The sequence below is a fragment of the Alteromonas sp. IB21 genome (assembly GCF_016405965.1).
Classification (GTDB): Bacteria; Pseudomonadota; Gammaproteobacteria; order Enterobacterales; family Alteromonadaceae; genus Alteromonas.
Map to the genome: position 1 here is coordinate 23,395 of NZ_JAEFCD010000019.1, position 26,316 is coordinate 49,710.

Annotated in this window: 28 protein-coding genes; 4 read left to right on the forward strand and 24 right to left on the reverse strand. The window is 44.2% G+C overall.

What is annotated here, in order from left to right:
* The 3 genes from JC525_RS13310 to JC525_RS13320 form a co-directional block, all read right to left on the reverse strand.
* Positions 1–216, reverse strand: coding sequence for a helix-turn-helix domain-containing protein (locus JC525_RS13310; RefSeq protein ID WP_005458449.1), 216 nt, complete (start codon positions 214–216; stop codon positions 1–3).
* A gap of 272 nt (positions 217–488) precedes the next feature.
* Positions 489–2,231, reverse strand: coding sequence for a DUF927 domain-containing protein (locus JC525_RS13315; protein ID WP_198816259.1), 1,743 nt, complete (start codon positions 2,229–2,231; stop codon positions 489–491).
* Complete coding sequence (locus JC525_RS13320; RefSeq protein WP_031214901.1) at positions 2,218–2,460, reverse strand: helix-turn-helix transcriptional regulator; 243 nt, start codon at positions 2,458–2,460, stop codon at positions 2,218–2,220. Before JC525_RS13320 ends, JC525_RS13315 begins: the two co-directional genes overlap by 14 nt.
* 478 nt (positions 2,461–2,938) lie before the next feature.
* Here JC525_RS13320 and JC525_RS13325 point away from each other — a divergent pair, with 478 nt between their 5' ends.
* Positions 2,939–3,253 carry a helix-turn-helix domain-containing protein gene (locus JC525_RS13325; RefSeq protein ID WP_012518681.1) on the forward strand — a complete coding sequence of 105 codons (315 nt, stop codon included), beginning with the start codon at positions 2,939–2,941 and terminating at the stop codon, positions 3,251–3,253.
* 302 nt (positions 3,254–3,555) lie between these two features.
* Here JC525_RS13325 and JC525_RS13330 read toward each other — a convergent pair whose 3' ends face one another.
* Entirely contained in the window at positions 3,556–4,905 is a 1,350-nt protein-coding gene (locus JC525_RS13330) for a type II toxin-antitoxin system HipA family toxin (protein ID WP_198816260.1), read from the reverse strand.
* Positions 4,895–5,185, reverse strand: a complete 291-nt coding sequence (locus JC525_RS13335) for a helix-turn-helix domain-containing protein (RefSeq protein ID WP_198816261.1) — start codon at positions 5,183–5,185, stop codon at positions 4,895–4,897. Before JC525_RS13335 ends, JC525_RS13330 begins: the two co-directional genes overlap by 11 nt.
* A gap of 781 nt (positions 5,186–5,966) precedes the next feature.
* Here JC525_RS13335 and JC525_RS13340 point away from each other — a divergent pair.
* The gene (locus tag JC525_RS13340) at positions 5,967–6,962 is read left to right on the forward strand and encodes a LacI family DNA-binding transcriptional regulator (RefSeq protein ID WP_198816262.1); all 996 of its coding nucleotides are present in this window, start codon (positions 5,967–5,969) and stop codon (positions 6,960–6,962) included.
* Positions 6,963–7,280: 318 nt separating this feature from the next.
* Complete coding sequence (locus JC525_RS13345) at positions 7,281–7,745, forward strand: nuclear transport factor 2 family protein (protein WP_198816263.1); 465 nt, start codon at positions 7,281–7,283, stop codon at positions 7,743–7,745.
* A 47-nt stretch (positions 7,746–7,792) separates the two neighbouring features.
* On the opposite strand, the gene JC525_RS13350 is transcribed toward JC525_RS13345, so the two are convergent.
* From JC525_RS13350 to JC525_RS13360, 3 genes are all read right to left on the reverse strand, one after another.
* Positions 7,793–8,434 (reverse strand): OmpA family protein, encoded by a 642-nt coding sequence (locus tag JC525_RS13350; RefSeq protein WP_198816264.1) that lies wholly within the window; start codon positions 8,432–8,434, stop codon positions 7,793–7,795.
* A 384-nt stretch (positions 8,435–8,818) separates the two neighbouring features.
* A complete protein-coding gene (locus JC525_RS13355) occupies positions 8,819–10,021 on the reverse strand; it encodes an HD-GYP domain-containing protein (RefSeq protein WP_198816265.1) in 1,203 nt (400 codons plus the stop codon).
* Positions 10,022–10,070: 49 nt separating this feature from the next.
* A complete protein-coding gene (locus tag JC525_RS13360; RefSeq protein ID WP_198816266.1) occupies positions 10,071–10,409 on the reverse strand; it encodes an MGMT family protein in 339 nt (112 codons plus the stop codon).
* 83 nt (positions 10,410–10,492) lie between these two features.
* Here JC525_RS13360 and JC525_RS13365 point away from each other — a divergent pair, with 83 nt between their 5' ends.
* Positions 10,493–11,077 (forward strand): tRNA-uridine aminocarboxypropyltransferase, encoded by a 585-nt coding sequence (locus JC525_RS13365; RefSeq protein ID WP_198816267.1) that lies wholly within the window; start codon positions 10,493–10,495, stop codon positions 11,075–11,077.
* 18 nt (positions 11,078–11,095) lie between these two features.
* Here the strand turns inward: JC525_RS13365 and JC525_RS13370 are convergent, their stop codons facing one another.
* From JC525_RS13370 to mnmG, 16 genes are all read right to left on the reverse strand, one after another.
* Positions 11,096–11,695, reverse strand: coding sequence for a glutathione S-transferase family protein (locus JC525_RS13370; RefSeq protein WP_198816268.1), 600 nt, complete (start codon positions 11,693–11,695; stop codon positions 11,096–11,098).
* 108 nt (positions 11,696–11,803) lie between these two features.
* Positions 11,804–12,649 (reverse strand): hypothetical protein, encoded by an 846-nt coding sequence (locus tag JC525_RS13375; RefSeq protein WP_198816269.1) that lies wholly within the window; start codon positions 12,647–12,649, stop codon positions 11,804–11,806.
* Complete coding sequence (locus JC525_RS13380) at positions 12,642–13,592, reverse strand: hypothetical protein (protein WP_198816270.1); 951 nt, start codon at positions 13,590–13,592, stop codon at positions 12,642–12,644. Before JC525_RS13380 ends, JC525_RS13375 begins: the two co-directional genes overlap by 8 nt.
* A gap of 197 nt (positions 13,593–13,789) precedes the next feature.
* Positions 13,790–14,203: a F0F1 ATP synthase subunit epsilon gene (locus JC525_RS13385; RefSeq protein ID WP_198816271.1), complete on the reverse strand. Its 414-nt coding sequence runs from the start codon at positions 14,201–14,203 to the stop codon at positions 13,790–13,792.
* A 60-nt stretch (positions 14,204–14,263) separates the two neighbouring features.
* Positions 14,264–15,649, reverse strand: coding sequence for a F0F1 ATP synthase subunit beta (gene atpD, locus JC525_RS13390; protein WP_173359263.1), 1,386 nt, complete (start codon positions 15,647–15,649; stop codon positions 14,264–14,266).
* 33 nt (positions 15,650–15,682) lie between these two features.
* Positions 15,683–16,543 carry a F0F1 ATP synthase subunit gamma gene (gene atpG, locus JC525_RS13395; protein WP_198816272.1) on the reverse strand — a complete coding sequence of 287 codons (861 nt, stop codon included), beginning with the start codon at positions 16,541–16,543 and terminating at the stop codon, positions 15,683–15,685.
* Between the two features lie 57 nt (positions 16,544–16,600).
* Positions 16,601–18,142, reverse strand: coding sequence for a F0F1 ATP synthase subunit alpha (atpA, locus tag JC525_RS13400; protein ID WP_198816273.1), 1,542 nt, complete (start codon positions 18,140–18,142; stop codon positions 16,601–16,603).
* A 13-nt stretch (positions 18,143–18,155) separates the two neighbouring features.
* Complete coding sequence (atpH, locus tag JC525_RS13405; RefSeq protein WP_120962296.1) at positions 18,156–18,689, reverse strand: F0F1 ATP synthase subunit delta; 534 nt, start codon at positions 18,687–18,689, stop codon at positions 18,156–18,158.
* Between the two features lie 14 nt (positions 18,690–18,703).
* Positions 18,704–19,174 carry a F0F1 ATP synthase subunit B gene (gene atpF / locus JC525_RS13410; RefSeq protein ID WP_014951452.1) on the reverse strand — a complete coding sequence of 157 codons (471 nt, stop codon included), beginning with the start codon at positions 19,172–19,174 and terminating at the stop codon, positions 18,704–18,706.
* Positions 19,175–19,219: 45 nt separating this feature from the next.
* On the reverse strand, positions 19,220–19,441 hold the full coding sequence (gene atpE / locus JC525_RS13415; protein ID WP_012520222.1) for a F0F1 ATP synthase subunit C: 222 nt from the start codon (positions 19,439–19,441) through the stop codon (positions 19,220–19,222).
* 98 nt (positions 19,442–19,539) lie between these two features.
* A complete protein-coding gene (gene atpB, locus JC525_RS13420; protein WP_120962294.1) occupies positions 19,540–20,373 on the reverse strand; it encodes a F0F1 ATP synthase subunit A in 834 nt (277 codons plus the stop codon).
* 100 nt (positions 20,374–20,473) lie between these two features.
* Positions 20,474–20,860 (reverse strand): ATP synthase subunit I, encoded by a 387-nt coding sequence (locus tag JC525_RS13425; protein WP_198816274.1) that lies wholly within the window; start codon positions 20,858–20,860, stop codon positions 20,474–20,476.
* Between the two features lie 206 nt (positions 20,861–21,066).
* On the reverse strand, positions 21,067–21,945 hold the full coding sequence (locus tag JC525_RS13430) for a ParB/RepB/Spo0J family partition protein (RefSeq protein ID WP_159118753.1): 879 nt from the start codon (positions 21,943–21,945) through the stop codon (positions 21,067–21,069).
* A gap of 45 nt (positions 21,946–21,990) precedes the next feature.
* A complete protein-coding gene (locus JC525_RS13435) occupies positions 21,991–22,785 on the reverse strand; it encodes a ParA family protein (protein ID WP_105932396.1) in 795 nt (264 codons plus the stop codon).
* Between the two features lie 35 nt (positions 22,786–22,820).
* Positions 22,821–23,456, reverse strand: a complete 636-nt coding sequence (gene rsmG / locus JC525_RS13440) for a 16S rRNA (guanine(527)-N(7))-methyltransferase RsmG (protein ID WP_198816275.1) — start codon at positions 23,454–23,456, stop codon at positions 22,821–22,823.
* Positions 23,457–23,741: 285 nt separating this feature from the next.
* Positions 23,742–25,643: a tRNA uridine-5-carboxymethylaminomethyl(34) synthesis enzyme MnmG gene (gene mnmG / locus JC525_RS13445; protein WP_198816276.1), complete on the reverse strand. Its 1,902-nt coding sequence runs from the start codon at positions 25,641–25,643 to the stop codon at positions 23,742–23,744.
* Positions 25,644–26,316 lie beyond the last annotated feature (673 nt).

Here is a 26,316-nt window from a genome sequence, read left to right on the forward strand (position 1 = left end):
TTAGCCCTGTCTATCGCTTGGCATTTTTTCCAATATGTCGCTCAATGGGCAGTTAAATAAATCACACAGCTTATCGAGCGCTTCTAAGTCCACCTTGAGCGCGGTTTCTTTGTAAAGTAGCGTGACGGTGGTGCGGCTTAGGCCGGTTTCTCGCATCACGTCGCTAATGCGCATTTTTCTCTCACCCATTAATCGGGCTAGGTGGCAGCGGATCATGCTCTCTCCACGGTGTTTTCTTAACCATAAACTTGGGGATTTTTCACTGTTGCTTACCCTACCACGATTATGATTATTCTCAACTTATTTGAGTTAAAACCAAATAATTGAGCGTATTTGTTATTCGTTCGGTGCTGGTTGTTGGTACGCTGGCGGTTCACGGGAATGCCTCTAGCGGTATTGTCTGCGTTGGACTTCAAGCATCGCTAGCTATTTATGTTGACTGGCGGTTTACTGCTAGGCGACAAGCCCACACATGATTCATCGCCTCGTTAGTCGTCCAAAATACTGCCTTTCACGCAGTACATGCGTGGGCGGGTGTTGTCGGGCAGGCTGACTTTGCGCTGTGGGCGGTTGCCATCGGGGATTAGGTAGCCTGCGGCCATCAGCGCTTTGGCGGCGCGATCTGGGCTTAGGCCTTCGGTGGCTTCACGCCAGCCAGTTGGGTAAAACAGGTAGAGAGTTTGTGGGCCTGTAGTATCAACCCAGCCCGCGCGTTGGCGTACTTGGCTGCTGTAACCGGTTTGTTTGGGCGTAAAGCGGCTTTCGCCATGCTGCTCAATAAAGCTGCGCACCTGGCGAATGGCTTGTTGGTCTTCATTGGCAGCCACACCACCGCGGGCGAGTATCCATTGGTTAAGCTGGCTTAAACAGGCTGCCTCGACACTTTGGGTTGGCCAATCGAGTACTTTGGCTTGAATGGCTAACAACCCAGCGCTGGCCAGTAAGGCAAACTTTTCGGCTACTCGACGCACTTGGCCGTCAGCCTCGGGAGGCAAGCTGGATAAAAAACGTTGGCGTACGTTTTGGAAAACGGGGCGCACCTGTGCGCTGTGCTGCGTTAAATAACGTAACCAGTCCAAGGCCAAACTGCCGTAATGTTGGCGGCTTTGCTGTTTTAGGTGATCGGCTAAATCGGCGGCGTTCATACCATGACTCTGGTTAAACACGCCTATTTGCGCTCCAGCATCGGCACTGAGATCAATCACGCGCACTTGCTGCCCCGCTTTTACTCGCTTACCAATACTGGCAAGGTGGCTTTCAAGCGTCACTTCGCCAGTGGATAAAAACACCAAACGCCAACGGGCGGGTAAGCGCATTTCACCGTATTTGCCTGCACGGGTTTTACCTTGGCCATTGGCAAGCATATAAGCGACATCGCCCGCCTCCTTGGGGTCAACTTCGCCCATTTCATCGAGCGCCAGTAAGGCATCGTTATGGGCTAACGCAGTGCCTTCTAAACCGTTGGCCGTGGCACGCCAACTGTGGCGCAGCTGATTAGGCTCGCCCCACACCGATAACGCCGGATACAGCGCTGCAGTTTTACCGGTACTACTGGCACCGTAGAGGTGTAAACCAAAACCATCCACCCCACACAAGTTCAACAAAGGGGCAGCCAGTGCAGCACAAACGCCAACAATTAATAGCGGGTTATCCAGACAATAACGGCCAACGTGCTGCCGCCAACTGTCGCTACTGCCTTGTTGAATAAAGCCTTCTATCGGGTGCATGGTTTGCAGCACCATGCGCGGGTTGTTGCTGTGTTCGCTTGGGTAAAAGGTGAGGCGCGGATGCACATAAGCGTGGTGATGCCAGCCAATGCAGTTCACGCTAATGGCCTTTTGCGTGGCCAGTTCGCCCATTTGTTGAATAAACAGCGAGAGCAACTGCCGCGCTTTTACACTGTTACTCAGCCGCATGCCTCGGCTGAGTAATATCCGACGGTACTCACTGCCGTCTCCGGCTAAGAGTTCTGCTGGCATAGCCCAGTAGCGATGGCGATTGTCATCGTCTAACCAGTGCAATAAATAGCCGTAGTTGTCCCCTTGCGGATCGCGGGTGCGGGCGGCCACTTGCAGCCAAGAGCAGATATTAACTGGGCTATCTTGCCCTGCCGGTTGCATCACCAGCCAGTTTTGCGCGTTATAGGCAAAACCAGCCGGTAATGTTGGCACTTTGCTATCCATATCACTGGAAGGTAGTTGGTTTGATGCTGATGGTTTATCCACGGCCATAAGCAGCACCGATACGGCGGGTTTCAATCCACTGGTCGATATCGCTTTCTAACCAGCCCACGGCACGCGCACCAATACGAATGGAACGTGGAAATTCACCGCTGGCCATCAGGGCATAAATGGTACTGCGGCCAAAGCCTGTTTTGGCCTTTACCTCGGGCAAGCGCAAAATCCGCTGCTGACGCGCTGGGTGTACTGAGTTTGTGGGTGATTGTGTAGTTGGGTTCATCGTTTGCTTCCTCACTGATCTGTTAAGTTCAGTTAGGAGTTTGCCAGTGCTAAACGGACGCAGTAGGCAGATAAATGCCCAGATCGTGCAGCTTTCTGAGGGTACAAGTAGCTACTTGCCCCAGAATTTACATAATGCCCCAAGTCATAAATACCCTGTGGGCAGGGTTAGCGTATTGCTAAGTGGCGTGAATTAAGGCTTTGCCCAGACTGCCCCAAAAGCCCAAGGGATGGCGTACTGCTTTGAAGTTTCCTACTCAAAACTCAGTTTTGGTGAGTCGTATGGATTGAGTGTTGATATGTCGAGTGTATCGACACACAAGAAAGTCATGTCGAAAAAACAGTAAAAAATCGACATGACCTGTTCAGGTCTTGGCTCACTTTACTTCGAGAGATGGCAATTTATTGCTTTACAACTTGAAGATAAAAGTGAAACTATAATTTCACTAAATTAAGATTTAAGAAAACATAGTTTCATTATGGATACTGTCGAGCCAAAATCAAAACGCACTGCGGTCATATTCCCTAGACAAAGGAAGATGTTAAACATCTTGGGCGAAAACTTAACATTGGCGATGAAGAGACGCGGCATTACTCAAGAAATGATGCATAGTAGGACAGGGATTTCTAAGCCAACACTGCGTAAAATATCAAAAGGTGATCCTTCCGTTTCACTTGGTCACTACGTTAAGGTTTTGGCAGTCCTAGGCTTGTTAGACGACCTAACCAAGGTTGCCCGTGATGACGAGCTGGGAAGAAAGCTGCAAGACATCCAATTGCTGAATAAAAAATAAGTGCAGCAGTAGCCCATATCCACATGACTAAAACTTGGCCAGCAAGGTCAGCTTCAGAGAAGAAAGATAGCTATTAAAGGGCTGTTTTATACTCAATAAGAACCAAATTACACTTTTATGCGCATAAAAATGTAAAATTCCGCACTTTTATGCGCGTAAAAGTGTGCAATACAAGTTGAGTACTCGTCTATGCGTTTTACCGAACGGGGGAATGCAGAGGTTGGAGGTCTACACAAAGTGACTTTATGGGTAACAACCTGTAGACCTTGTATTTATTGTGAATTGAAAAGTTTGTTTTACTTTCATTGAAAAAGCGCTGCATTTTCCTGTTTGCGCTGATCCAATGTCTTAGCAATTGCAGATACTGTGGTTTTGCTAACCCCTTGCTGCTGTGCCAGATACGTAAATTGGCTGATGGCTTCTGCGACTTCTTCAATGACTTGCCTTGCATCATTCCAATTCGAAAAGCCAGCACTGGTAGCAAGTTTTTGCATCACCTTAAGTGGTGGCGCTTTGCCATAACCGCCGAACGCAGTGGCGTGTTCGTTGAATGGATGTGGGCTGTAAGTAACATCGTAAAAAGGTGCAGGGTTCCATTGACCGTCATCCGCTTGCAAAAACGCCCAGTTTTTACTGTGGTCGTCTTGGTTAGACGACAGCAGGTTAAAAACGGCACGGCGAAATTGCAGCTGTCCAGCCGCTGGCGATTTACACAACTGACGGCTAGCTTTAATTAAATCAATGTAATCTAAACTTGGCGCTCTAAAGTCAGCATCCAGTAGCCCGCAAGCGCTGTGCATATGCAGGCGACCTGAACTGCGATTGCCGCTTAAATTGGTCTGCTCCGTGACATAATCAAAACGCTTCAGCGCCAACCAAGCAACCGCACTGCTGGTAGTCGGTGCTTCAATGAGTTGCCATTGCGGTGGTTGACACTTAACAAGTTCGGCCATTTGTAAATAAACCGCCTCGCACAAACCTTCTTCATGGCCGAGTGCGAGATTTTTAGAGGTAAACTTAATCAGCCAAGCCTCATCTCCTGGCTTTGCAAAGGCTCGGCATTGGTTAGTTTCTCCAGCAGGCATATAAATCTGTGCCTTTGGTCTTGCCCCACCCGAACTCCCTCCGGCGACTAATGCGGCCAAAACCTGTTGAGTATGCCCATCTAACTCATCTTGGTTGTCGTCCATATACTCTGACATTGAAGCATCGAACAGCGTTTGCGCTTCTAAGCCTAAAATAGCTAAATCAATGTCAGCGTTCGTCGTGGCTGAAAACTCAGACACCGGAGAAAAAGACAGCGCTCCCATGCCTTTATCACCAACAAAAGCCAGCCGGTCCATCGCCGTTAATTGATTAGGCAAAATGCCCTGTTGCCGGAAAATACGATCTTGCAACAGCATGCCCCAGCCATCGGGTAAACAATCTCCAAATACCCCATGTACTCCTTGATGAGGCGCTTTAGGTGCGGCTTGAACTTGCGCGTTCGCATGCAAGGTAAAAGGTGATAAGTTGCCAAACTGCTGCAAATAACTGTCTGCATACTGGAAAAAAACACCTTGGCGATTCTGCGCCAAGACCCCTACAGCAACCTGCTCACCTGAGCTTAGCGTTCGAGTAACATTAAGCTTCTGAATGGGTTTAAAACTCATCTTTTAGCACCTCATCAATACTCGTGGGTATAGCAGCACGCTCTTTGCTAGGTTGTGTGAGCTGATAAAGCCTATCTAGCGAATCAAGTGTTTGCCAAAGCAACAGCAATTGGCGAAATGAAATTTGCCCGGTCAGCTCAAATTTCTTGATGGTGGACGCAGGCACGCAGCTTCGCTCTGCCAGCGCAGCGCGTGACAGCTTTGCCTGCTTTCGTAACTCTCGTAAATAAGCCGCATAGGCTTGGCTTACTTCGGTATCATCAAGTAAGGTAAAATTCATCCGCAAAGACCAAATGGATACAGTTATGTCCATTATAGCCAAATAAAACAGAAATTGGGTACTATTGTATCCTCTAACGGATGAGGTGTTGAAAAATCACTCGATAAAGCCCTTCAAAACTGCTATGTTTTAGCTCTAACAGCAGCATAAAAACGGCACTGTTTTTCCATTGCTAACCACTAAGATTTAGTAAAAGCCATAAGCAAGTGGTGGGCAGTTTGGTGGGCAAACAGGCATTTTTGAACGGTTTCTTTTCGGTAAATCATTGAGTTTGTTAGGATCTAGGCCGCTACTCAATGAGCAGATCCAGAATATAGAGTAAGTTATCGATGTACAGATAAGTCATCTAACAATGACATAGAGCTCTGGTGCCCATTGATTAGTCCAGAGCTTTTTCCCCGCCATATTTTGATTTTTTATATCAGTATTTTTATCAGCAGTGACCTTACGTATTAGTTAGGTCCAGCATTTCTATCTTAATTTACTTTGCGAAAACGCACTAAAGCCCAGCGAGTTACCCTCTTTAAGAAAGCGCTTTCTATTTCCAATACATATTCTAATGAATTTAGGAAACCGCTTTCCCAAAGACAAGGCAGCATTTCATAGAGGATAAGATATTGAATAGAAATATGTTTTCTAATTTTTTTATAACGAAGCGGTTACGCTCACGTTCTAGACATTGCCCCTTATCTTGAAGATCCTACGTAGTAAATAAGCAGTTATGCCGTCATAATAAACATTGGACGCAATGCATTTAGCTACAATAACGGGGTGTTATCACGTGCCTACTATTTACGAAGTTGCCGAAAAGGCGGGCGTTTCTTTATCTACAGTATCCCGTGTTTTAAATGGGAAGGCTTCGGTAAATAAAGCGTTGAAGGAGCGGGTGGACCAAGCGATTAAAGAACTGAACTACCGTCCAAACTCTGTAGCACGTTCGCTAGCGAACAGTAGAACAGACAGCGTTGGCTTACTTGTCCCAGAACTTAACGTGCCATTTTACGGCGATCTTATGCAGGCTGTTGAATCCACATTACGCGCACATGATAAACATGTCATCATGACGGCAGGGCGCAACTGCCTAGAAACCGAGAAAGATGCCGTAGACTTCCTGATAAGCCGGAACTGCGACGCGTTGATTATGTATTCAGAGTCATTAACTGATGACTACCTTCTAAATTTAAATCAGACCAAACTGCCTATCTCGTTAGTAAATAGAAATGTTGATGGACTTCCTGAGGCGTGTTTCACGTTAGATAACGAAAAAGGAGGGTATTTAGCAACTCGACATTTACTTGAATTGGGTCATAAAAATATTGCTTACATATCAGGCCCTAATAATAAAGTAGATGCTTGTCTACGGTTAAAAGGGCACAAGCGAGCACTTATTGAGGCAGGAATAGTTGGAAACCCACAACTCATATTTAACGGTGATTATTCCGAAGAAGATGGAGCGATTGGTCTGTTAGAGTTAATGGCACGCGACTTACCTTTTTCTGCACTTGTCTGTGCGAATGATTGGATGGCGTCGGGCGCCATTAGCTGTGCAAGAGAGTTAGGAATGAGTCTTCCACAGGACCTATCTATCGTAGGTTTCGATGACATCGTTTTTGCACATCACGTCTTTCCGAGATTAACTACGGTAAGTAACCCTGTCGCTGATATAGCGGAGATGTCTGCCAGATATATTTTAAATAAAGTGTATGGACAAACTAATATAGTCCAGCAGTGTTTTGAGCCATCACTGGTCGTTAGGGAATCTACAATAAACTTTTAATGTTAATATCTCGTGATGAGATATCTCGTCGTTGAGGCGGCACTGTTTATACGAGAATTTGGTGCTGCATTGTCATATCTTAGTTAAGCGAAGTGCTCGTACATGTTACATAAACCCGTTTTTGCGAATTGCTCGCCGTTATGGACGTTGTTTCATGTGAAACATGAAGTATGAAGTATGAAGTATGAAGTATGAACCAGACTAACTCACTTATGACCAGCCGCCTGTAAAATTACTGAGCGTGTCATATGCGGTGGACTTTACGTTATGTCTTAAAAGACACTGACAATAACAGTGATATATTACTGAGGAATAAAAATGAAACACTTGATGGCAACGGTTATTTTGGTGATGTCATGGTCGGCTATCGCGAACGATGATCGTAAGTCTGTTGATGACGTTCTTAATTCCTTACACGAGACCGCCTCTGTTGCCAGCTTCGACCGCTATTTTGCACTTTATGATGAAAGTGCTGTGTTCATTGGTACAGATGCGTCTGAAGTGTGGAGTAAAGAAGCGTTTGAAGCCTATGCGAAACCCCATTTTGACAAAGGTCACGGCTGGACTTATCTTCCAAAGGAAAGGCATGTATATTTTTCCCCAGATAAAGACGTAGCCTGGTTTGACGAGCTTCTCGATAATGAAAAACTCGGTGAAACACGAGGTACGGGAGTGTTAATTAAGAAAGCTGGCCGTTGGAAAGTAACCCAATATCACTTGACCATTCCCATCCCAAACGAAATTGCAGGTGAAGTAGCAGCAAAAATTAAAGCAATGAAATGATAAAAGCCCCTTAAAAGGGGCTTTACTGTTCACATATAACCAACTATTTATGTATTCGACTGCGTCAGAGGCTGAATTTCCATTTCAACACGACGGTTCATTGAACGGTTAGCTGAGCTATTATTCGGTACTTTCGGTGCGTATTCACCCATACCCACCGTTGTGATACGAGTAGGATTTACCGAGTAGTTAATCAACAGATTTTTAACGGCACCAGCACGACGCTCAGATAGGGACTGATTGTACTGCTCGGACCCCGTATCGTCAGTATGACCTTTAATCATTAATACGGTTTTTTCGTAGTTATTAACCACTTTCGCTACGTCCTGAAGTACAGGATTGAAGTTTGGACTGATACTAGAGCTGTCGGTAGCAAAGGTTATATCTCCCGGCATGATAAGGCGTAGGTTGTCACCTTCGCGTACTACTTGAACACCAGTGTCAGAAAGCTCACTTCTGAGTTCCTCTTCCTGCTTATCCATATAGTTACCAATTGCGCCACCAGCGATTGCACCCACGGCAGCACCCCAAGCATAACGACTTTTATCATTATCGCCCGTTGCTTTACCAAGTAGTGCACCAACTACAGCACCAATTGCAGCGCCTTTTTGTGTATTGTTCGGATCCGTCGCACAGCCTGCAACCGTTAAAGATGCAGCAATTAAACTTATAGCGAGAGTCTTTTTCATAACGTCCTCTTCTCTAATTTAAAAGCTCAAAAATGAAGGATTTTCTATTACAACAACATCATCAAGAGCTCTATTTTAAAAATGTTTTAATAACCTTTAATTAAGCTAAAGCAGCAAAAAGTGTTCCACTCCCCTTAAGCGATGTGTGACGTTTCAATTTGATAGGAACCACACAGGCTAATACTTTTTGGAATTTTATTTTATAAAACAACAGTGAAAGAATAGATTTGGATATTCTATCTGGGCGATATAATAGAATGTTTAACCTGAACACACGCTAAACAAACTGGGGAAATAGCAAAGAATCATAGATAAGGGGGCTAAATAAGCTAACTCAATTTATGTAAATCCTACAATTCGTTGCTAAAAAGCAACGAATTACGATTACCCTATAGAAACTGAGCGTTCAAAAAATCCATTCACATCAATTTTATAATCAGACGCTATGACTGCTTTTACTATATTCACGGTTTTATCCACTGAAAGGTCGATATCTCTTGGTGTTAAATAATGACTATTGCGAACTGAATAGAACACTTTGACTACCGGAGTGAGCGGAGAATCCTTCTGCTCTAAAACCATGGCAAGCCTCTCATTTGAGAGCAACACAAGACTTCCCACAGGGTAAACTCCTAAGCACATAATAAATTGCTGAACTAGCGCTTTATCAAGCCGCGAAGGAGCATCACTCATCAAAATTGAAAATGCTTTTTGACTAGACATACCTGGCTTGTAAACACGATCAGCGGTAAGTGCGTCATACATATCTGCAATTGCCAGCATTCGGCCCGCTTTACTGATTGCATCGCCTTTTTTGCCCGCAGGGTAACCCAAACCGTCTAACCTTTCGTGGTGCTCACTAATAGCTCGAACAAGCGGTGCAGCAATATCCATACTTTCAAGGTAATCAACACCATGTTTAACATGCCCCTTCATTACTTCCATCTCGCTTTCAGTTAGACGTCCAGGCTTGTGAAGTATTTCATCCGGAATTTTAATTTTACCGAGGTCGTGGAGAAAACCTGCATATGATAAATCTTGCACTTCCTCTTCTGACATCCCTAAATATTTACCAAAATTGGCAAGCAAAATGGCGACGTTAAGAGAATGCTCTAAGAGATAGTCATCTTTTTCACGAATCTTTGTTAAACAAAGCAGGGCGTCTGGGTTTCTGTCCACAGACTCTACTAGTTTGTTAGAAAAGGCTTTTGGTATACTGGTATCAAACGGTGTTTCTTTCTGAACGCTTGCAAGCAAGAGCTTTTGTATGTCTTTACCTTGCTGATGTAATTTAGACGCTCTTGTCAGTTCTTTTTCTAACGACACTGTCTTAATGGCAGGCAAGGTTTTTTCAGAAGGCTTGTTCTCAGCGCTGTCTGAAGAAGCCGAAGGAAGGTATTCACTCACATCAAAGCTTTTGTCTGTATCGATGGCAAGCGTTTTCACACCGCGTTTTTTGAGTGCATTTACAACGTCTGTAGAAGTAACTTTACCTTGGCTTTTAACCGTCAATGTACCTTTCTGTTCAAGTATTTGATGAACAAACATGCCAGGCATTAACTGATCAATCGTAATTTTTTTTATCATTGTAAACGCAGTTTACCTTTATCTAATTACTCTTTCATATAAAGAGACATTAGTACTTCAACTCAAACAATATAGTGTGTAAATCTGGAGACCAAGCGAACTTTTTCATATTCACTCGTCCATTCTTCACGTTCACTCCCTCTGAGACTAAACGTATTCTCTGCTCATCAGCACGGGCGGAACCGACAGGGAATGCAATTTTACCATCGGCTCTTAGTACTCGGTGCCAATTACAGTCTACTTCAATTTCCTGCAGACACTTCCCCATCATTCTAGCTCTGCCAGGAAGGCCAGATAGATCCGCTAAATAACCATAACTGATAACATAGCCTTCAGGTACTAAAGAGAGTGTCTTTTCAACACGCAATATTACTGCTTTATTAACCATCGTGTATATTAGTCTAACAGTTAATTACTTATTGTATTTAGAATACTTTACCATTACTAACGTGGGGATTAAAAAGTCAGATTATGCGCCCGTATTGTGCTCGCTGTGCCTATCCCAGAAATACCTGCATTTGCGACCATATTAAAGAGGTCGACGTGTCTCTTAATATAACGGTCATCCAGCATGATAAAGAAGCTCAACATGCGAAAAACACCGTTAAACTGCTCTCTCTGTGTATACCTAATACGCAGGTTGTATTTGCTAGCAACAGTCACGACATGATGGCTTTATCGAAGCAGTGTAGTGATAAACACTGTGCGCTTATTTATCCTAACGAAGCGAGTATTGCCATAGAGAATATCCCAGACAGTAGAGCAAACAAAATCAGAACATTATTGCTTATTGATGGAAGCTGGAAACAAGCATTTGGTATCGTTAAAAAGAACCCTTGGCTAGAAAAACTTCCCGCTTTTCATTTTAGTGACGCCCCGCTTTCAAACTACCTCATTCGCCACACATCGGTTGATAACGCTCTTTCAACACTTGAGGCTACAGCTTATGCAATTAGCTACCTAGAAAAGACTGATATGAGTGCGCTATATAACGCTCAGAGCGCGTTGCAGCGAAACTGGCAAGGTCCTTTAGCCCATCGCAGAAAGTTATCATAAACAAGTGCGTAGTTATTGCTACGCATCCATAGAAATGAAGCCTTTTTGGTCTTTTATCAATTGAATCCAGTTTCTAATAGCTGGATACGCAGAAAGGTCAAATCCCCCCTCATGGGCAACATGGGTATAAGCAAACAAGGAAATATCCGCAAGACTTATAGTATCCCCCAGTAAGAAAGGCGTTAAGCTAAGTTGATGCTCCATGACGGCAAGCGCTCTATAACCCCCAGCTTGTTTAGCGTCATACTCAGCTTTTTTTTCAGCAGGAAGCCCTAAATACACGTTTATATATCGAGCAACAGCAATATAGGGCTCATGACTATATTGTTCAAAGAACTGCCATTGTAATAGCTGTGCAAATTGATAAGGCGATGAGGGTACAAACGGCGTACTGGAAGCAATGTAATGCATAATTGCATTAGACTCAGATAGCACTCTGCCATCATCTAACTCAAGCAAGGGAATCTTGCCATTAGGCGTTTTCTCTAGGAAGGAGGGAAGTCTTGTTTCTCCTTTCATAATATCTACGTCTATCCATTCGCACGTCTTACCCAATAAAGATAAAAGCAGCTGAATTTTATAGCAGTTTCCCGAACGTGTATCACCGTATATTCGCATGAGAAAGGTTCCCTTCAATGAAAAATAAAGAGTCCTACATTTTTACCGTTCGTACAAGAATATACTGAACAGTCAAACGTCATTTAGCGCAATATGTCTGAGCGTTTCTTAATTACAGTATTTCTCTTTTATGTAGAGTAACTCCTCGATTTCCTGACTTCTCTCGGAAACTACGCTCTCTTTAATTAACTTATCAACTCTTTTTTCGATGTCTCTTGCCAACGCATACTTAACCTTCCTAACGATAAGCGCAATATAAATAAAGGGAGCAAACAGAAAAGAGACTATTAAGATAAACAGAAAAATCAGGGTGGCTATATCAAAAAAATGAATTGGTTGGTTTATCCAAAAAACTGGGATAACGGCAAGTACCAAACCAATCGCAGTTAACGTTATCATTGCTATTTTCATAACGCGATTGTAAAGCTTAAGCTTATCAACCAAATCGATGTCTCCACCAAATAAAATCTTCCAGGAGTATCTATTAACTGTAATTAGTTGTAGAACGAAGAGAGTTAGTAATAGCCAAAAAGGTATGGCCCCTACTGCAACGATAAATACTTCTTTTTCGTGGAGCCTAGCTAGTAAGCCTTCAGAAAGCATGTACAAAAGAGGCATTATAAAACTTACTGCAACTGACCAAATCAGATGTTTTGCGAACTGTTCTGATAGCTTTTTTCGATGTAGCCAAAACTCATGTCGCTTTCCGATAACATTCAGCATTGAATACAGATTTTTAGCTGCCTGTTTTTGAATAACTCTAATAGAAAAAAGAAACACACCACTTAATAATGCTGTCCCGATTGCAGTGTTAAAGTCACGCTGCGCGTCACTCGAGTCGATATTTACCCTCACCGTACCTGCTAAGAAGTGCAGAGTAACCATCGAGAAAACCAGTAAAGATGGATACAGTAGACATTCGAGAATGAGGTTTTTCTTCATTGTATTAGGCATTGTTTAAAGAAATCCCAAAAACGGCAGCCCATGAAAAGGTGATTAAAGCAGTGCAAGCTAGAAGCCTGAGCTTCTCTCTTCCTAAAAACAGCCTCATAGATAAAGACTCTAGTTCTTCCACTTCGTATTGAACTTCCGAGAGTTGTACAACGTTACTCTTATTCGTTTTACCCTCGTCTTCATCTTTAAGATTGCGGACAACTTTTCTTTTCTCAATTAACCACAATGTGCGCAAATTCATGACTGGCTTATAAAGAAAAAATGCGACAAATAGCGAAAATAATAGCGTCATCAAAATATCAAAAGTCGGAATACTCTTTCCAAACCAAAAAATAGGAAAAAGGATTAAAGCTCCGCTAGTAAGTGTTGCATTAAAGAGAGCAAACCTTGCTAGTGAAGTAATTGAATTTAATCGATCGATTCCCGTTGCCGTTTGGTTAATAACAAATTTATTCAAATAGTTAACGTAGGAGGATAACTGTACGAGGCACAGCAAAAGCAAGAACCAAAACAGAACTGCAGAGAAAGCAATTAGATATTGATGCAGCATCACTTTTGGGATGAGTAAACCCTCGATAAATACATATAACATCGCTATAAATAGTGCCACTATTAGGCAATTGACGCTATTAATGTGTAATTTGGTCGTGAGAATGGCCCTATGTTGGTTTAGATGGCTTAACTGGTTCGTTTTTACTAATATTGAAATGAGCGTGCTTGTAACGTTTTTATGATTCAACTGTAGACACAGCCAAAAATATCCCGAAAGAATCGACATACCAATCGCAGAATTAAAGTCACGCTGTGCACGGACATTTCCCGCTTCAGGCCAATCAAGGGCACCTGTGAAATAGTGCACTGATAGTAAAACCAATGTCGTTAAAAGAGGAAATAGGCCAATAGAGGCACCTTTGTGCATATTGGTGTAAGGGCTGAGTTTCATTTACATTATTCAGTGGTTACAAAGAGAGAATTTTTTAACCGTAATACGTTTTATTTTCATTGGAAGCTATCTGGTTAACGATAAGCTTTGTGTAGTGTTATAGCAATAGAAATAAACGTAAGAGAATGTGAACGCCTACTTTTCGTGCGGGTAATAAAAAACCCGCCAATTGGCGGGTTTTTTCAAAGCTGTGCTTTTTATTTGCGTAACTTCTGAATAAGACGAAGTTGAGCAATTGCTTCAGCAAGCTCGTGAGCTGCCTCTGCGTAGTTAAAGTCAGCGCCTGGGTTGGCGATGTGCTCTTCTGCACGTCGTTTGGCTTCTTGTGCTGCCTGCTCGTCAAGATCTTCAGCTCGAACCGCGGTATCAGCCAGTACGGTAACGTTACCAGGTTGTACTTCTAGTACACCACCAGCAACATAAATAACTTCTTCTTCACCGTGCTGTTTAACCAAACGCACCATACCAGGTCTAATAGCAGAGATAAGTGGCGCGTGACCGGGGTGGATACCCAGCTCACCTTCGCTACCTGTAACCTGAATCGCTTCAACGCGTCCTGAGAAAATTGCTTTCTCTGCGCTTACCACGTCCAAATGTACTGTCATTGCCATGTGAACCTCCTGATTAGGTACGTTAGCATTATGCTAGGCTAGCCGAAGCTAGCCACACACTTATGCTTTCTTGGCTTTCTCTAGCGCTTCTTCGATAGAACCAACCATGTAGAAGGCTTGTTCTGGAAGGTGGTCGTACTCACCGTCTAGAATGCCTTTAAAACCACTGATTGTGTCTTTTAGCGATACATATTTACCAGGTGCACCAGTAAATACTTCTGCTACGAAGAACGGCTGAGATAGGAAACGCTGAATCTTACGAGCACGTGATACCACTAGCTTGTCTTCTTCAGATAGTTCGTCCATACCTAGGATCGCGATGATGTCTTTCAGCTCTTTGTAACGCTGAAGCACAGTCTGTACGCCACGTGCTACATCATAGTGCTCTTGACCAATTACTAGCGGGTCTAGCTGACGAGACGTCGAATCTAGTGGGTCTACCGCAGGGTAGATACCAAGAGACGCGATATCACGAGAAAGTACTACCGTTGCATCTAAGTGAGCAAAGGTTGTCGCGGGAGATGGGTCCGTCAAGTCATCCGCAGGTACGTATACCGCTTGGATTGAAGTGATTGAGCCTGTCTTCGTTGACGTAATACGCTCCTGAAGTACACCCATTTCTTCCGCTAGTGTAGGCTGGTAACCTACCGCAGATGGCATACGACCTAGAAGTGCTGATACTTCAGTACCTGCTAGGGTATAACGATAGATGTTATCTACGAAGAATAGAACGTCACGACCTTCGTCACGGAACTTCTCAGCCATAGTTAGACCGGTAAGTGCAACACGTAGACGGTTACCCGGTGGCTCGTTCATCTGACCGTATACAAGCGATACTTTATCAAGTACGTTTGAATCGTTCATTTCGTGATAGAAGTCGTTACCCTCACGCGTACGCTCACCAACACCTGCGAATACTGAGAAACCGCTGTGCTCGATTGCGATGTTACGGATAAGTTCCATCATGTTTACGGTTTTACCTACACCCGCACCACCGAATAGACCAACTTTACCACCCTTAGCGAATGGGCAAACCAAGTCGATTACTTTGATACCAGTTTCTAGTAGTTCTACCGAGCTAGACTGCTCTTCGTAGCTAGGCGCTTCACGGTGAATAGACATACGCTCTTCTTCACCAATTGGGCCCGCTTCGTCGATTGGGTTACCCAATACGTCCATGATACGACCTAGTGTCTTCGTACCCACTGGAACCATGATTGGGTTACCGGTATTTTCTACTGCAAGACCACGTTTTAGTCCGTCAGTAGTACCTAGTGCGATGCCACGAACAACACCGCCACCTAATTGCTGTTGCACTTCCAGGGTTAGACCTGACAAGTCACCTTCGGTAACTCGTAGTGCGTCATAAACTCTTGGTACCGCACTTTGTGGAAACTCAATGTCCACAACGGCGCCAATGATTTGGACGACCTTACCTTGACTCATAATTTGTCCTCGTTATCTCTTTTAAACCTTTGCCTACACCGCCGCGGCACCGCTCACAATCTCACTGATTTCTTGTGTGATTGCAGCCTGACGCGCTTTGTTATATATCAGTTGTAACTCATCAATAAGGTTACCGGCGTTGTCGGTTGCTGCCTTCATGGCAACCATTCGCGCAGCTTGCTCTGACGCCGCGTTTTCTACAACACCCTGATACACCTGAGACTCAATGTAACGAACCATTAGTGCTTCCAAAATTTCTTTTGGATCTGGCTCATAGATGTAGTCCCAACGATGTTGGTATTCTTTGTCTTGTGACTTTGGCAAAGGCAATAACTGATTGATCACAGGTTTCTGTGTCATGGTGTTAACGAAGTCATTGAATACCAAGAATACTCGGTCAATTTGTCCTTCGTCATACGCTTTAAGCATAACGCGTACAACACCTACTACATCGCTCACAGACGGCTTGTCACCTAAACCAGATTCAGCAGCAAGCAATTTGCCACCAAAACGGTTGAAGAAACTGCACGCTTTAGAACCTAATGCAGCGAAATCCACTTCTACACCCTGTTCACGCCATTTTTTGACGTCTTGAGTGACGAGCTTAAATTCGTTGGTGTTCAAACCACCACATAAGCCTCGGTCAGTGGAAATCACAATGTAACCGACGCGCTTGACTTCACGCTCTTCCAAATAAGGATGGCGATATTCAAGGTTACCGTTTGCAATGTGACCAATCACTTTAAGCATATTTTGTGCATATGGACGGCCAGAAGCCATACGTTCCTGCGCCTTTTTCATTTTAGACGCAGCAACCATTTCCATCGCACTGGTAATCTTCTGAGTATTTTTGATACTCCCAATCTTACCTTTTATTTCTTTACCGCTGGCCATGACTATTTCTCCGATTACTCAACGAAATGCGCTGGTGTTAAACACCAGCACCATTGATTACCAAGTTTGTGTCGCTTTAAAGTTTGTTAAAGCGTCGTTCAACTTAGCGGCAATCTCGTCGTTGTAGTTACCCGTTTCGTTGATAGTCTTCATAAGGTCAGCGTGTTCGCTGTTCATATAAGAATGAAGAGCTGCTTCAAAATCTAGGATTTTGTTAAGCTCGATACCCTTAAGGAAACCTTTTTCTACCGCGAACAGAGAAACACCCATGTTAGCAATTGATAGCGGAGCGTATTGCTTCTGCTTCATCAGCTCAGTTACGCGCTCACCGTGCTCAAGTTGCTCACGAGTTGCATCATCAAGGTCAGAAGCAAACTGCGAGAACGCCGCTAATTCACGATACTGAGCTAGGGCTAGACGGATACCGCCACCCAGCTTCTTGATGATTTTAGTCTGTGCAGCACCACCAACACGAGATACCGAGATACCAGCGTTAACCGCTGGACGGATACCTGCGTTAAACAAGTCAGTTTCTAGGAAGATCTGACCATCGGTAATTGAGATTACGTTAGTAGGTACGAATGCAGATACGTCACCCGCTTGCGTTTCAATAATTGGAAGCGCAGTTAGTGAACCAGTTTTACCTTTCACTTCACCGTTAGTGTAACGCTCAACGTATTGCTCGTTTACACGTGCAGCACGCTCAAGTAGGCGAGAGTGAAGATAGAATACGTCACCTGGGTAAGCTTCACGGCCTGGTGGACGCTTAAGTAGTAGTGAGATTTGACGGTAAGCAACAGCTTGCTTAGACAAATCATCATATACGATTAGCGCGTCTTCACCGCGGTCGCGGAAGAATTCACCCATAGTACAACCAGAGTAAGGCGCTAGGTATTGAAGCGCAGCAGACTCAGATGCAGATGCGGCAACCACGATAGTGTGGTCAAGGGCACCGTGCTCTTCTAGTTTACGTACTACGTTAGCGATAGTAGACGCTTTCTGACCAACCGCCACGTACACACATTTGATGCCTGTACCTTTTTGGTTAATGATAGCGTCAACAGCCATAGCTGTTTTACCACACTGACGGTCACCGATGATAAGCTCACGCTGACCACGACCTACTGGGATCATGGCGTCAACTGACTTATAACCAGTTTGTACTGGCTGATCTACTGATTGACGCTCGATTACGCCAGGTGCAATTTTTTCAACTGGCTCAAAACCCGCTGCGTCGATTGCGCCTTTGCCATCAATAGGCTCACCAAGTGTGTTAACAACACGACCAAGAAGTGCGTTACCTACTGGTACTTCAAGAATACGGCCAGTAGATTGTACTTTATCGCCTTCTTTCAGGTCCGCATATGGACCCATAACAACTGCACCTACAGAGTCTCGCTCAAGGTTTAGTGCAATTGCGTAACGGCTTCCAGGAAGCTCAATCATTTCACCTTGCATTACATCTGCAAGGCCATGAATGCGGATAATACCGTCAGTTACTGCGACGATAGTACCTTCATTACGTGCTTCACTGCTTACATTGAACTGTTCAATTCTTTTCTTGATCAGTTCAGCAATTTCAGTGGAATTAAGTTGCATGCTCTTATCCCCGTTATGCTTGCAACGCGTCTGCTAGACGGTTCAATTTCGACTTTACGGAACCATCAATAACTGTATCACCGGCATTTATTACCATTCCAGCGATCAGGGCAGGGTCCACGTTACAATTAAGCTTCACTTTACGTGCCAAACGTTTTTCCAAAGATGCAACCAACTCTTTAAGTTGTGCATCGGTCAGCGTAGATGCTGAGGTTACGTCCACTTCTATTTCTTTGTCATAGTCAGCTTTAAAAGCATCAAACAAAGTAGAAATTTCAGGCAACGCGGCTAAACGTTTATTTTCAGCCAAAACTTTTACGAGGTTTTGGCCGTGTTCGTCGAGTTGCTCGCCACAAACATTATTAAAAATGTCGGCTAGCGTGTCGGCTGAAACCGCACCAGTTAATAACTGGTGCATATCATCGTTTTCAGCTACCGCGCTAGCAAAAGCGAGCATTTCTTGCCACTTCACAATGGCGTTTTTCTCGACTGCAAAATCGAAAGCAGCTTTAGCATAAGGACGAGCAACGGTTGTCAATTCAGACATGGCTCATCTCCCTCTTAAAGCTCAGCGACAAGTTTTTCAACAATGTCGTTTTGTGCGTTAGCATCGATTTCACGCTGTAAGATTTGCTGTGCGCCAGCAACTGCAAGAGCAGAAACCTGTTTGCGCAAATCTTCTTTGGCACGATTGCGTTCAGCTTCAATTTCGGCATAACCAGAAGCGATAATTTTCTCGCGTTCCGCATGGCCTTTTTGCGTTTCTTCGTCAACCAATTGGTTGGCGCGCTTTTTGGCCTGCTCGATAATTTCAGCTGCTTGCGCTTTCGCATCTTTCAATTGCTCAGTAGCTTTCGCTTGAGCAAGCTCTAGGTCTTTCTCTGCACGTTCAGAAGCTTCAAGCCCATCGGCGATTTTCTTCTGACGTTCTTCAATCGCTGCCATTAGTGGAGGCCATACATATTTCATGCAGAACACCACGAACACAGCGAAGGCGATTAATTGACCGATAAAAGTGGCGTTAAAATTCACAATCGCCCCTCCTCTTAAAGTTCGCTAAAAAAGTGTTTAGTAATATTAGGCACCAACAGCGAACAATAGGTATAGAGCGATACCAACACCGATCATCGCGATGGCGTCGATAAGACCCGCTACGATGAACATCTTAACTTGTAGTTGAGGTGCTAGTTCAGGTTGACGAGCAGCAGATTCAAGGAATTTACCACCTAGTAGACCGAAACCAATAGCGGTACCAAGGGCGCCAAGACCAATCAGTAGTGCAACAGCGATGTATAACATTTACGTCTCCGATTTAAGTTAAATTTAAAGTTAATGTTTAAAAGTCAAACTCTGTAAAAACGGTGCCGGATTTCCAGGTAACCGACACCCGTTAATGCTTAGTGTTCTTCACACGCCAGGCTTAAGTACACGATGGTTAGCATCATGAAAATAAACGCCTGAAGCGGAAGTACAAGAATATGGAACACAGCCCACATAAAGTGCAGTGGTAGCTGGAAGTAACCAATTGTAGCAATCAATATAAAGATTAGCTCACTGGCGTACAGGTTACCGAACAAACGCAGGGCTAGTGAAAGCGGGCGTGCAAGCAGTGTAACCGTCTCAAGAATGAAGTTCACCGGAATGAAGATAGGGTGTCCGAATGGCTGCATAGTAAGCTCTTTAGCAAAGCCGCCAATACCTTTCATCTTGATTGAGTAGAAAAGAATAAGAATGAACACGCCTGACGCCAGTGCAAACGTCAAGTTAAGGTCAGTGGTTGGTACAGCCTTATTGTAAACGTCGTGAGGATCCATACCAAAAGCAGCTTGGCCGATAAGCCCTGACACCCAAGGAATAAGATCAACAGGCACAAGATCCATAAGGTTCATTAGCAATACCCATACGAAGATAGTCAGTGCTAATGGCGCGATAAGAGCGCTCTTACCGTGGAAGGTGCTTTTCACGTTGTCGTCAACAAACTCAACGACAAGCTCTACAAACGCCTGCATTTTGCCCGGTACGCCCGTAGTTGCTTTTGAAGCGACGCTTCTAAAGATAATTAGGAAAAGTAAACCAAGACCAATAGACCATGCCAATGTATCAACATGCCATGCCCAAAAACCAGCATCAGAACACGCTTTGTTAAACGCGATTCCGTTGTCAGTTGAGCACATGGTGGCATTGGTCAAGTGGTGCTTGATGTATTCTGAGGTAGTGTATTCAGATGCCATTGTTTAACCCAAGTTGTAAAGTGTAAAAATTTGGTGACTGGTTGTTATGCTTCAATCGATCGATTACGTTTTTTCGTTCTCGCAACGCCCTGCGTTGACTTTATTCTTTCGTACCGTAATGAAACATGGCGAGCCCGTGGCTAGCCGTTGTAATCACAAATGCCATGAAAATTTCCAGTGGCGAGGCGTTTAAACCTTTAAACGCAATTACAAATAAAATGATTGTCAGTGCCAGCTTCATTTTTGAGCCTTGGCTAAAACTACGTGCAACAAGCTCGTTTTTACTTGCTCCGGCATAACGAAATGCAAAAATAGCAAAAACAATATTAGGCAGGATACTTATTAGAGTTCCTGCGCCTGCTGATATGGCTGAATGACTCCCCCCAGCAGCGCCTGCGAGACCGGTAATGACTATGGCTGTGATTGCCTGAAAAAGTAGCCCTTTCTTGGCGAGGTCTAACCCGCGTCTTGCTAACTTGTTCGTCACTTTTACTCGCAGCTTGTTCACGTCTTACAAAAAGCGTCAGAAGTATACTGTTTTACCGACAATTTTCAACAGTACAACGCTTTTTGAAAGTTATTCTGAAAATATTCTATTGCTATAACCGGAAAGGAGAGTGTCCGGTGTTCACACCGGACAGCGTATCGATTGCGGGTAGGCAAGGGTACTTTATTATTTTTTATAATTATAAACTATTGAATTTTAGAGATAATTCCATCTAATTGATCAAGATCACTAAAGCTAATTGTTAGCTTACCTTTGCCTTTCGCGTTGTGGTCAATGCTCACTGGTGTACCTAAATTTTCTGAAAGTCGTGTCATGAGGTTTTGTACATCCGGATCAACTTTCTTTTCAGGCTTGGGTTTAGCTGGCTCTAAAAGCTTTTTCACCAGCTTTTCGGTGTCGCGAACGGTAAGCCCTTTACCCGATACCACTTGCGCAGTTTCTGATTGCGTTTCGCCTTCTAACGCTAAGAGTGCGCGAGCGTGACCCATCTCAATATCACCATGCTCAACCAGTAATTTCACGTCGTCGTTCAAATTGTTCAAGCGAAGTAAATTTGTCACCGTTGTGCGCGACTTACCCACGGCTTCTGCCACTTCTTGGTGGGTCAGTGCAAATTCATTCATCAAGCGGTCAAGGGCTTGCGCCTCTTCCATAGCGTTTAAGTCTTCACGCTGGATATTTTCAATAAGCGCGATAGCAACTGCTGCCTCATCCGGCACGTTTTTAACGATACACGGAATCTCATCTAACTGCGCGAGTTGGGATGCACGCCAGCGTCGCTCGCCGGCAATAATTTCATAGCGATGGTCGTCAACCCTTCTTACTACGATAGGCTGAATAATACCCTGTGCGCGAATTGAAGATGCTAATTCTTCTAATGCCTCGGGTGACATGTCTTTACGGGGCTGATATTTCCCTGGCACTAAATATTCAATAGGGAGTTTTTTTAACTCGCCATTTGTTGAACTGACCTCGGCTGCATCCTGTTCTCTTTGAGCAGATGACTGGCTGGTTGCGAGTAATGCATCTAAACCGCGGCCAAGGCCTCTTTTACGTGCTGACATAGTATCCTCTATGACATGTGCTGATGATATTCAGCTTATTGTCGTTTAACTTGCTTTTGCCTGTGCAGGCGATGTTTTATCTCTACGGCGCAGTATTTCACCCGCCAACGCTAAATACGCTTTTGCACCTGTTGATGACTTATCATAATACATCGCAGGTGTTCCGAAACTTGGTGCTTCAGCGAGGCGAACATTGCGCGGTATGACTGTCCGGTAAACCTGCTCACCAAAATGGCGCTTTAATTGCTCTGAAACGTCGTTAGCTAGGCGATTACGCGGGTCGTACATAGTACGCAATACGCCTTCAATCTTCAATTCAGGATTTACCACTGACGCTAATTTCTGAATAGTATCCATCAGGGCTGTAAGTCCCTCTAGTGCATAGTATTCACACTGCATTGGTACCATGACAGAATCTGCGGCAGCAAGAGCGTTAACCGTTAACTGATTAAGAGAAGGTGGGCAGTCGATAAATATAAAATCGTAATAATCCATTACAGGTTTAAGTGCATTACGCAAACGCACTTCACGAGCGAACATTTCCATGAGTTTTATTTCAGCCGCTGTCACGTCACCGTTTGCTGCAACCAAGTCATATTTACCCGTGGTGCTTTTAACTACCACATCGTTAATAGGCTTTTCTTCTATCAACAATTCGAATGCGGTAGATTCAACGTCGTACTTATCAACGCCGCTCCCCATGGTAGCATTCCCCTGTGGATCGAGATCGATAAGCAATACTTTGCGTTTAGTTGCCGCCATTGAGGCCGCCACGTTAACTGCGGTAGTTGTCTTACCCACACCACCTTTTTGATTCGCGATCGCGATTACCTTAGCCACGTTTGATCCTGTTATTGTCTATTTCTATTTTTCAGCTATTTCTTTTTTAGCCAAACCAGATGTCGTTCGCCTACCAAATTTGGCACAGTGAGGTTTTCCGTTTTACTCACATGGAAGTGACCACTCACTTCGTCTATTTCATCTTGTGGAAACTGACCTTTAAGCGCCAAGAATTGCCCTTCTGAATCTACCAGATGTTGACACCAGTGCAACATATCTTTTAGAGAAGCGAAAGCGCGACTTAACACAATATCATAAGGTGATTCACCGTTGTGCTCTTCAACGCGGCTTTGCACCGGCGATACATTAGTTAAGCCAAGGGTATGCACGCATTGCGTCATAAAACGTACGCGTTTTCCTAAAGAGTCAAGTAAAGTGAACGACTTTTCAGGGAAAGCGATTGCCAAAGGCATTCCCGGAAGACCAGGACCTGTACCCACATCAATAATATTCTCGCCTTCAAGAAACGGCACAATGGCTAACGAGTCCAAGATATGTTTAACCATCATCTGTTTAGGGTCTCTTACAGAGGTTAGGTTATAAGCCTTGTTCCACTTATCCATAAGCAGCACATAATCAACGAGTTGCTGCTGTTGCTTATCACTTAAATTTAATGAAAGAGCGTCGAGCCCAGAAACCAAAATGGTGTGCAATTCTTGCTGTATAGTCATCGAAAAGTCTGTTTGTTCGCGTTGAAATGTTTTGCTTTACGCAGTTCCACATTGCTCAACACTATACGTGTTAGTCGAAACTGCCATGAATCTAGCCATTTTTTTCTATCCTTATCACGCTTGTTTCTTAAACGTGAACTGGAGGATAAGGCTACGCGCAGTTTAAATAGGCAATAGGTCTGAGTGAAAAGCGCCGAGTTTTTCTTTACTTCTTATCCACTATAATACGCGAATAAGTTAGAAAAACTAAGCGCTACGAGTTGTATGTTGAATCAAGCGCGCGATTTACGCGCTAATTTTTTCATGCTTACGAAGCATGCCATGTTTTTTCAGGTAAACCAGCAGTAGAGAGATGGCAGCAGGCGTGATGCCTGAAATACGAGACGCTTTACCTATCGTTTCAGGTCTTGCCTCGGTTAGCTTAGCTACAACTTCATTTGAAAGACCAGAAATTTTGCTGAAATCCATATCAACGGGCAATAAGGTATTTTCATGACGCTGCGTTTTTGCAATCTCGTCCATTTGACGGGCAATGTAACCTGCGTATTTAATTTGAATTTCCACCTGCTCAGATGCAATGGGGTCTTCAAGACCGGGGCCTACACTTTCAATTTCCATCAATTGGCTATAAGTCATTTCAGGTCGGCGGATCAATTCTTCCAAAGAATGTTCGCGACTTACAGGGTTCTTTAGCATAGTGTTTAGCTGAGGCGCAGCTACGTGCTCAGGGTGGATCCACTGACCACGCAAACGCTGTAGCTCACTTTCAACTGCTTCCATTTTCTCGTTGAACTTGGCCCAACGGGCGTCATCGACAAGACCAATTTCTCGTCCCATTGCCGTCAAGCGACTGTCCGCGTTGTCTTCGCGAAGAAGCAGACGGTATTCAGCTCGGCTAGTAAACATACGATAGGGTTCTTTCGTTCCCATCGTTGCCAAGTCATCAATCAATACACCCATGTAAGCTTGATCACGACGCAACACGAGTGGATCTTTTTGCTGTACTTGAAGTGCGGCATTAGCACCAGCCACTAAACCTTGTGCCCCCGCTTCTTCATAACCCGTTGTGCCGTTGATTTGACCAGCGAAGAACAAACCTTCGATAAACTTAGTTTCGAGGGTTTGTTTTAAATCGCGAGGATCAAAAAAGTCGTACTCTATCGCATAGCCAGGGCGCACAATATGCGCATTCTCAAAGCCTTTGATAGAACGCACAAGGTTCATCTGTACGTCGAAAGGCAAACTAGTTGAAATACCATTTGGATATACTTCAATGCTGTTTAACCCTTCAGGCTCAACAAAAATTTGGTGTGAAGATTTATCGGCAAATCGCGTGATCTTATCTTCAATGCTCGGACAGTAACGAGGTCCAATACCTTCAATAACGCCAGTGAACATAGGAGAACGATCCAGCCCGCCGCGAATAATGTCATGGGTTTTCTCGTTAGTATGCGTAATGTAACACGGGATCTGCGTCGGGTGCATGGTTCTGTCACCCATGAATGAAAACACCGGTGTTGGATCATCGCCAGGCTGAGGTTGCATTACCGAGAAGTCGAGTGAGCGCGCATCAAGCCTAGCAGGTGTCCCGGTTTTAAGGCGATCGACTCGAAACGGAAGCGCACGTAGTCTGTCAGCAAGCGCGATAGACGGCGGATCGCCAGCACGGCCACCTCGATAGTTTTCAAGACCAATGTGAATGGTGCCACCCAAAAATGTCCCAACCGTTAACACCACTGACTTGGCTCTAAATTTTAGGCCCATCTGGGTAACTACGCCGCATACCCGATCATTTTCAACAACGAGATCGTCTACGCTTTGTTGGAAAAGCGTGAGATTTTCTTGATTTTCAACCATGTTCCGTATGGCATTTTTATAAAGCGTTCTGTCAGCTTGGGCACGGGTAGCACGCACTGCTGGGCCCTTTGAAGAGTTCAATGTTCTGAACTGAATACCGCCTTTGTCGATCGCCAATGCCATGGCGCCGCCCAGCGCGTCGATCTCTTTGACAAGGTGACCCTTACCGATCCCACCGATGGCAGGATTACAGGACATCTGGCCGATCGTTTCGATATTGTGAGTGAGCAAAAGCGTATTGGCACCCATGCGAGCAGCTGCGAGTGCCGCCTCTGTACCTGCATGTCCACCACCAACGACGATGACATCAAATGCTTCAGCATAAAACATGGTTAAACCTCACTATTCACGGACCATAAGCCTACTAAAAACTATTTTTTTCAAACAGAGAATGCTCAAAAAAGGGCGCGTATTTTATCTGACTTATTGGATAAAGAAAATGATTAAATTTTCCTCAAAACCTTTTGAGATAAAAGGTGTGATCGTCTAATAAGATCTTAAGATCTCTTTTAGATCTGTTTATTTTTACTTTTATTAGGATCGTCACTTTCTGTGGGTAACCGATCAAAGCATCTAAAGATCATCAAGTTACGCGATCAATAACATTGGGAAACACCGATCCATAACCCTATCTGAATCTTGTGTATAAACACCCTTTTTATCCACATGCCGTTTTGTTTCAAAAGTTATTCTTTTTTCGATCAGAGCTTATACACAGTGGTTTGTAGGATCCTATCCACAGGACTGATCAAGATGTGATCCAGCTGGGGATAAAATGTTTGCTAATTATGAATTACGATCTAAAGATCGCGATAGAACCTGCTCTATAGACCGATCACATTGTGGAGGAGATCTTTTATAAAACCTGTGACTAGATCCCGTGATCTCATTTTTAGACATATCTAAAACTTTGATTATTTTTGACAGCTGCATAAATTTTTTCTGAGATATTTCGCTTTTTTTCTTAATTAACGTCATTCCTCGACCAAGAATAAGGAATGTT

Coding starts and splice junctions, on each gene's coding strand:
- JC525_RS13310 (WP_005458449.1), bottom strand. CDS start 216: ATGATCCGCTGCCACCTAGCCCGATTAATGGGTGAGAGAAAAATGCGC.
- JC525_RS13315 (WP_198816259.1), bottom strand. CDS start 2,231: ATGGCCGTGGATAAACCATCAGCATCAAACCAACTACCTTCCAGTGAT.
- JC525_RS13320 (WP_031214901.1), bottom strand. CDS start 2,460: ATGAACCCAACTACACAATCACCCACAAACTCAGTACACCCAGCGCGT.
- JC525_RS13325 (WP_012518681.1), top strand. CDS start 2,939: ATGGATACTGTCGAGCCAAAATCAAAACGCACTGCGGTCATATTCCCT.
- JC525_RS13330 (WP_198816260.1), bottom strand. CDS start 4,905: ATGAGTTTTAAACCCATTCAGAAGCTTAATGTTACTCGAACGCTAAGC.
- JC525_RS13335 (WP_198816261.1), bottom strand. CDS start 5,185: ATGAATTTTACCTTACTTGATGATACCGAAGTAAGCCAAGCCTATGCG.
- JC525_RS13345 (WP_198816263.1), top strand. CDS start 7,281: ATGAAACACTTGATGGCAACGGTTATTTTGGTGATGTCATGGTCGGCT.
- JC525_RS13350 (WP_198816264.1), bottom strand. CDS start 8,434: ATGAAAAAGACTCTCGCTATAAGTTTAATTGCTGCATCTTTAACGGTT.
- JC525_RS13355 (WP_198816265.1), bottom strand. CDS start 10,021: ATGATAAAAAAAATTACGATTGATCAGTTAATGCCTGGCATGTTTGTT.
- JC525_RS13360 (WP_198816266.1), bottom strand. CDS start 10,409: ATGGTTAATAAAGCAGTAATATTGCGTGTTGAAAAGACACTCTCTTTA.
- JC525_RS13365 (WP_198816267.1), top strand. CDS start 10,493: ATGCGCCCGTATTGTGCTCGCTGTGCCTATCCCAGAAATACCTGCATT.
- JC525_RS13370 (WP_198816268.1), bottom strand. CDS start 11,695: ATGCGAATATACGGTGATACACGTTCGGGAAACTGCTATAAAATTCAG.
- JC525_RS13375 (WP_198816269.1), bottom strand. CDS start 12,649: ATGCCTAATACAATGAAGAAAAACCTCATTCTCGAATGTCTACTGTAT.
- JC525_RS13380 (WP_198816270.1), bottom strand. CDS start 13,592: ATGAAACTCAGCCCTTACACCAATATGCACAAAGGTGCCTCTATTGGC.
- JC525_RS13385 (WP_198816271.1), bottom strand. CDS start 14,203: ATGGCAATGACAGTACATTTGGACGTGGTAAGCGCAGAGAAAGCAATT.
- atpD (WP_173359263.1), bottom strand. CDS start 15,649: ATGAGTCAAGGTAAGGTCGTCCAAATCATTGGCGCCGTTGTGGACATT.
- atpG (WP_198816272.1), bottom strand. CDS start 16,543: ATGGCCAGCGGTAAAGAAATAAAAGGTAAGATTGGGAGTATCAAAAAT.
- atpA (WP_198816273.1), bottom strand. CDS start 18,142: ATGCAACTTAATTCCACTGAAATTGCTGAACTGATCAAGAAAAGAATT.
- atpH (WP_120962296.1), bottom strand. CDS start 18,689: ATGTCTGAATTGACAACCGTTGCTCGTCCTTATGCTAAAGCTGCTTTC.
- atpE (WP_012520222.1), bottom strand. CDS start 19,441: ATGTTATACATCGCTGTTGCACTACTGATTGGTCTTGGCGCCCTTGGT.
- atpB (WP_120962294.1), bottom strand. CDS start 20,373: ATGGCATCTGAATACACTACCTCAGAATACATCAAGCACCACTTGACC.
- JC525_RS13430 (WP_159118753.1), bottom strand. CDS start 21,945: ATGTCAGCACGTAAAAGAGGCCTTGGCCGCGGTTTAGATGCATTACTC.
- rsmG (WP_198816275.1), bottom strand. CDS start 23,456: ATGACTATACAGCAAGAATTGCACACCATTTTGGTTTCTGGGCTCGAC.
- mnmG (WP_198816276.1), bottom strand. CDS start 25,643: ATGTTTTATGCTGAAGCATTTGATGTCATCGTCGTTGGTGGTGGACAT.